Origin of the sequence: Cupriavidus sp. HMR-1, from assembly GCF_000319775.1 — a bacterium.
GTDB lineage: Bacteria > Pseudomonadota > Gammaproteobacteria > Burkholderiales > Burkholderiaceae > Cupriavidus > Cupriavidus metallidurans.
In genome coordinates, this window is sequence record NZ_ANKP01000283.1 from 1 (window position 1) to 5,370 (window position 5,370).

The following is a 5,370-nucleotide window of genomic DNA, read 5'->3' on the forward strand; positions in this document are numbered from 1 at the left end:
CGGCCGGCACGGAGAGTCCGCCTGCGATGAGCTTGGCCGCGCCCTGCTGCGCCGGCGTGAAGCGGACCACGCGCAGCCGGCGCGGACCATCCTGCAGCACAGTGATCTGGCGCAGCGATTCGGCCTCCTGACGCGCGGCGGCGGGCAGGAAGTCCTCCATGGCCAGCGCCTCGCGCAGCGGCGGCACGATCCGCAGCACGTAGCGGTCGCCCTCGCGCACCGCCTCGAGCGAAGGCGCGGACTCGACCACTTCCATCGGCACCGTCGGCGCATGGGACAGCACCACGGCCGGATGCCCCACCAGCGCCACCACGGCGGCGGCGCGGTCCAGCACGTGACGCCGGTTGCGCGATGCGTCGCGGCGAATGGCACGGGCCACGCGGACATCCCACGGTGGCAGGGTATCGTCCTCGGCCACACGGGCCAGCGGCACCGGCCTGGGCTTGCTCCAGCCACGCGCCCCGTGGGTCTGCTCCAGCGGCTCGATCGTCCCGACCACACCGTCGGCGTCGAGGGTCAGCGCCCAGAGCAGGCGGCGTCCGTCGCCGGTGCCGGCGGCCTCATCCACGCCCCCCGCCAACGCTTCAAGTGCGCCAAGCGTGGCCTGCCAGCCGCCATCCGCGACGGAATCGGCATCATGATCGGCACGCTCGACGGGAAGTTCGGGTTGGGACACGCGGTTGCGGAACGATAGAAGGTCGGAAGGTGCGATTGTAGAACGCTCTATCCGCCGCCCTTCGTTGGCACGCAAGGACGCGCGGCTTACAATGGTGCCTTTGCGACATTTACCTGGGCTGCAGAGGGAGACGACCATGTCGATGGCAGATCGCGACGGCAAGATCTGGATGGATGGCAAGCTGATTGAGTGGCGTGACGCAAAGATTCACGTACTCACGCACACGCTGCATTACGGCATGGGCGTATTCGAAGGCGTGCGCGCCTACAAGACGCCGGAAGGCACCGCGATTTTCCGCCTCAAGGAGCACACGCGCCGCCTGTTCAACTCCGCCAAGATCTTCCAGATGGCCATGCCGTTCGACGAGGCCACGCTCGAAGCCGCCCAGCGCGAAGTCGTGCGCGCCAACAATCTGGAGTCGTGCTACATCCGTCCGCTGGTGTGGATCGGCTCCGAGAAGCTCGGCGTGTCGGCCAAGGGCAACACGATCCATGTGGCCATCGCCGCCTGGCCCTGGGGCGCGTATCTGGGCGAGGAAGGCATGGAGCGCGGCATCCGCGTGAAGACCTCGTCGTTCACGCGCCATCACGTGAATGTGTCGCTGGTGCGCGCCAAGGCATCGGGCTACTACATCAACTCGATCCTGGCCAACCAGGAAGCCACCGGCCTGGGCTACGACGAAGCCCTGCTGCTGGATACCGAAGGCTATGTGAGCGAAGGCTCCGGCGAGAACGTGTTCATCGTGCGCAACGGCGTGATCTACACGCCGGACCTGGCCTCGTGCCTGGACGGCATCACGCGCGACGCCACGCTGACGATCGCCCGTGACCTCGGCATCGAGGTGCGCGAGAAGCGCATCACGCGTGACGAGATGTACTGCGCTGACGAAGCGTTCTTCACCGGCACCGCCGCCGAAGTGACGCCGATCCGCGAGCTGGACGACCGCGTTATCGGCGAAGGCCGCCGCGGCCCCGTTACCAAGCGCATCCAGGACGCGTTCTTCGCGGCCGTGGGTGGCACCGACGAAAAGTACAAGAAGTGGCTGACGCTGGTCTGATCGACAGCGCCAACCCTGCATTTCCAATCGACATCCCTGCAAGACAGAAAAGCAACACCATGACTCAAACCGCATCCGTCGTAGAAATCGGCGCAGAAGACATGCCGCTGCATTGCCCCACGGCCAACACCCCGGCATGGAACTACCATCCCCGCGTATTCCTGGACGTGGCAGACACTGGCGAGGTCAGGTGCCCGTACTGCGGCACCGTCTACAAGCTCAAGCCGGGCACCGTGCTGAAGGGTCATCACTGACCCGCCCGGCCCTCGCCAATTCCTGTCGTTTCGACCTGACGCCCCGGGCCGCCCAGCGCCCCGGGGCGTTGACATGCCCGGGCACCGCATCACAGGGCCACGCAATACCCACAATATGAGAAAAGCCCTCGTCATTGCCCCGAACTGGATCGGCGACGCGCTGATGGCGCAACCGCTGTTCGCGTTGCTCAAGGCCCGTCACCCGCAACTGGTGATCGACGCGCTCGCCCCCAAATGGGTGGCGCCCGTGCTGGCGCGCATGCCGGAGATCGGCAAGGTCTTCCCGACCGATCTGGCACACGGCAAGCTGCAATTGAGCGCGCGCCTGTTGTTCGCGCAACAGCTCAAGCACGAAGGCTACGACATGGCCTACGTGCTGCCGAATTCGCTGAAGTCAGCGCTGATTCCGTTTCTGGCCGGCATTCCGCTGCGCATCGGCTATCGCGGTGAAGCACGCTTCGGCATGCTCAACGTGCGCCACGCCAATCCGCCGCGTGACAAGCGGCCGCCGATGGTGGAGCACTACGCGCGTCTGGCGCTCAAACCCGGCGCCCGCCTGCCCGAGTCGATTCCCGACCCGAAGCTCAAGAGCGATCCCAGGCGCATGGCCGCCACGGCCGAGCGCTTCGGCATCGCGCCGGGCACGCGTCTGATCTCGTTCTGCCCGGGCGCGGAGTTCGGCCCGGCCAAGCGCTGGCCGGCCGCGCACTTCGCCGCGCTGGCGCAGATGCTGCGCCGCTCGTTCCCGTACGCGCAGATCATCGCGCTCGGCTCGGCCAAGGATGCCGAGATCGCCGACGAGATCGTCAAAGGCGCGCCGTTCGTCAGGAATCTGTGCGGTCAGACATCGCTCGACGATGCCGTGGATCTGCTGGCGCTCTCGGAGGCCGCGGTCTGCAACGACTCGGGCCTGATGCACGTCACCGCCGCCCTGAACCGGCCGCAGGTAGCCGTTTTCGGCTCCAGCGATCCGCGCCACACCCCCCCGCTGTCACAGGCAGCGAGTATCATGTGGCTTCAACTCGAGTGCAGTCCCTGCTTCAAGCGCGAGTGCCCGCTCGGCCACCTGCGCTGCCTGAAGGAGATCGAGCCCGAAATGGTATTTGTCGAGCTGCGCAAGCTCCTGCACCGCCCCTGACTCATCCAACATGCCTCGTTTCGCCCGCCTGTTCGATTCCGCCGAAGACATCGTCGATGCCTTCCGTGAAGCCATGAAATTGCGCGACGCCGATGGCGCGTTGCGACTGTGGCTGGATGAAGACTCTGTCACGTGCGTGATGCCCGATGGCCAGCGCCTGATCGGCCACGACCAACTGCGCCAGGCATTCGCGCATTTGCTCGAGGAGCAGCCCGTGCTGATCGATGCGATCGAGACCAGCAGCCATGCGTCGCTGGCCGTGTCGATCTTCGACGTGACGGAAGCGCTGCGATTCGGCACCGACCGCGTGGAGGCCGACCTCTACGTGCACACCACCTACGTGCTGATGCAGAACCACGAGGGCTGGCGCCTTGCCCACATCCACTGCAGCCCGGCGAATGCCGTGCAGATAGCGGCCGTGGCGGCGGCTCCGGGGCAGGCACTGCACTGATCCCCGCGCAAGACGCCATGCTGTTCGGCGAAGCCTTTCAAACGCCATGGTGGCTGCGCGGTGGCCACGCGCAGACGATCCTGCCGGCACGCTTCACGCGTCATCGGCGCATCGTGTTCCGGCGCGAACGCTGGGATACCCCCGACGGCGACTTCATCGACCTGGACTGGACCACCCACCCGACCACCCCGGGCGCGCCGCTGGTGGTGATGTTCCACGGTCTCGAAGGCGATTCGCGCAGCCACTACGCGCAAACGCTGATGGCCGCGCTGCGCGAGCGCGGCTGGCAAGGCGTGATCCCGCACTTCCGGGGCTGCTCGGGTGAACTGAACATCGCGCCGCGCTTCTACCATTCGGGCGACTCGGCCGAGATCCGCTGGGTGCTGGAACGCGTGCGGAATCAGGTCCACACGGTGCAACCGGGACGACAGCTGCTCGCCGTGGGCATCTCGCTGGGCGGCAATGCGCTGCTGCGCTATCTGGGCGAGGAAGGCCGCGGCGCGAACTTCCTTTCCGCCGCCGCGGCCGTCTCGGCGCCGCTGGATCTGGCCGCTGGCGGCGCGGCGCTGTCCAGTGGCTTCAACATGATCTACACGCGCATGTTCCTGCAGACGCTCAAGCGCAAGTCGCTGGCGAAGCTGGAACAGTTTCCGGGTCTGTACGATCGGGAAACGATGCTCGGCAGCCGCGATCTCTATGCGTTCGACAACGTCGTGACCGCGCCTCTGCACGGCTTTCGCGACACCGACGATTACTGGGCGCGCGCATCGAGCAAGCCGATCCTCGGCGAGATCCGCATCCCGACGCTGGTCCTCAACGCCCGCAACGATCCGTTCCTGCCCAGCCAGCATCTGCCGGGCCCACGCGAGGTCAGCGACGACGTGCTGCTGGAACAGCCCGAGCACGGCGGCCATGTCGGCTTCATGACGCCACGCGAGGGCCTGCTGGGCCAGTTGCCGCTGCTGCCCTTCGCGGGCCATATCGAATGGCTGCCCACACGCATCCTTGATTATTTCGACAGCGTGCGCGCGGCCCGAGGAACACCAGCCACCTGAGGCGGCGCATCTCCGGCCCAACGCCGGAACCGCCACACTGGCAGAGACAAGAAGGAGACAGACATGGATGAGATGGTCAAGCAGGCCATGGCGCGCTGGCCCAATGTGCCGTACTGCTACGGCTGGCTGGCACTGGACCGGCGCGGACAATGGCGGATGCGCAACGAGTTCGCGCAGCAGCATGGGCTCTCGGGCGATCCGATCCGGCACGAGGCGCTGATCGGTTTCATCGAGCGCAATTACACGCACGACGAACGTGGCGCATGGTACTTCCAGAATGGTCCTCAGCGCGTGTTCGTCTCACTGATGTACACGCCGTGGGTGGCGAGGCTGCACAACGGCCGCCTGACCACGACGTCGGACCGTCCATTCACGCCAACCGCCTGCTTTACCGACGAGCAAGGCAACGTGGTGTTCGCGGGCACAGTGCAGGGTGTCGACAATGCCGTGCAGGTCGCGCTGCTGCACGACCATGATCTCGAGGCATTCAGCGAGGCGTGCGACTGGCATGGCGAAGCGTGCGGCGCCACGTTGGGGGTGTTCCATCACGACGGGGTCGACATCGACATCGAACCGGTGACGGAAGCGGAGTTGCCCAAGCGCTATGGCTATGTGCGAACGCCGGTAGCCGAGTAAGAGCCGCTATCAAAATGATTCTGGCGTCGTTGCGCGGCCTTGCCGTACCACTTGTACTGTCTGCGGCCGCGCCCTTGCAGGGCGCGCATGTGCTCGCAGGCAC

6 protein-coding genes and 1 pseudogene are annotated in these 5,370 nt (G+C 66.1%); 6 read left to right on the forward strand and 1 reads right to left on the reverse strand.

Going from position 1 to position 5,370, the window contains the following annotated elements; genetic code table 11:
- Nucleotides 1-814 (reverse strand): annotated as a pseudogene (locus D769_RS30540) (ATP-dependent helicase); the annotation flags it as partial.
- Here D769_RS30540 and D769_RS30545 point away from each other — a divergent pair.
- From D769_RS30545 to D769_RS30570, 6 genes are all read left to right on the forward strand, one after another.
- On the forward strand, nt 813-1,733 hold the full coding sequence (locus D769_RS30545; RefSeq protein WP_008652626.1) for a branched-chain amino acid transaminase: 921 nt from the start codon (nt 813-815) through the stop codon (nt 1,731-1,733). The pseudogene D769_RS30540 and the gene D769_RS30545 sit on opposite strands and share 2 nt — an antisense overlap.
- Before the next feature lie 59 nt (nt 1,734-1,792).
- Nucleotides 1,793-1,987, forward strand: coding sequence for a zinc-finger domain-containing protein (locus D769_RS30550; protein WP_008652632.1), 195 nt, complete (start codon nt 1,793-1,795; stop codon nt 1,985-1,987).
- Nucleotides 1,988-2,102: 115 nt separating this feature from the next.
- The gene (waaF, locus tag D769_RS30555) at nt 2,103-3,125 is read left to right on the forward strand and encodes a lipopolysaccharide heptosyltransferase II (RefSeq protein WP_008652635.1); all 1,023 of its coding nucleotides are present in this window, start codon (nt 2,103-2,105) and stop codon (nt 3,123-3,125) included.
- A gap of 10 nt (nt 3,126-3,135) precedes the next feature.
- A complete protein-coding gene (locus D769_RS30560) occupies nt 3,136-3,576 on the forward strand; it encodes a nuclear transport factor 2 family protein (RefSeq protein WP_008652636.1) in 441 nt (146 codons plus the stop codon).
- Between the two features lie 17 nt (nt 3,577-3,593).
- Complete coding sequence (locus D769_RS30565; protein ID WP_008652637.1) at nt 3,594-4,631, forward strand: alpha/beta fold hydrolase; 1,038 nt, start codon at nt 3,594-3,596, stop codon at nt 4,629-4,631.
- 63 nt (nt 4,632-4,694) lie between these two features.
- Nucleotides 4,695-5,267, forward strand: a complete 573-nt coding sequence (locus D769_RS30570) for a DUF2946 family protein (protein ID WP_008652638.1) — start codon at nt 4,695-4,697, stop codon at nt 5,265-5,267.
- Nucleotides 5,268-5,370 lie beyond the last annotated feature (103 nt).

What these genes read in the sequence shown, in the direction of transcription:
- D769_RS30565 (WP_008652637.1), top strand. Translation starts at nt 3,594, where the DNA reads ATGCTGTTCGGCGAAGCCTTTCAAACGCCATGGTGGCTGCGCGGTGGC.
- D769_RS30545 (WP_008652626.1), top strand. Translation starts at nt 813, where the DNA reads ATGTCGATGGCAGATCGCGACGGCAAGATCTGGATGGATGGCAAGCTG.
- D769_RS30560 (WP_008652636.1), top strand. Translation starts at nt 3,136, where the DNA reads ATGCCTCGTTTCGCCCGCCTGTTCGATTCCGCCGAAGACATCGTCGAT.
- D769_RS30550 (WP_008652632.1), top strand. Translation starts at nt 1,793, where the DNA reads ATGACTCAAACCGCATCCGTCGTAGAAATCGGCGCAGAAGACATGCCG.
- D769_RS30570 (WP_008652638.1), top strand. Translation starts at nt 4,695, where the DNA reads ATGGATGAGATGGTCAAGCAGGCCATGGCGCGCTGGCCCAATGTGCCG.
- waaF (WP_008652635.1), top strand. Translation starts at nt 2,103, where the DNA reads ATGAGAAAAGCCCTCGTCATTGCCCCGAACTGGATCGGCGACGCGCTG.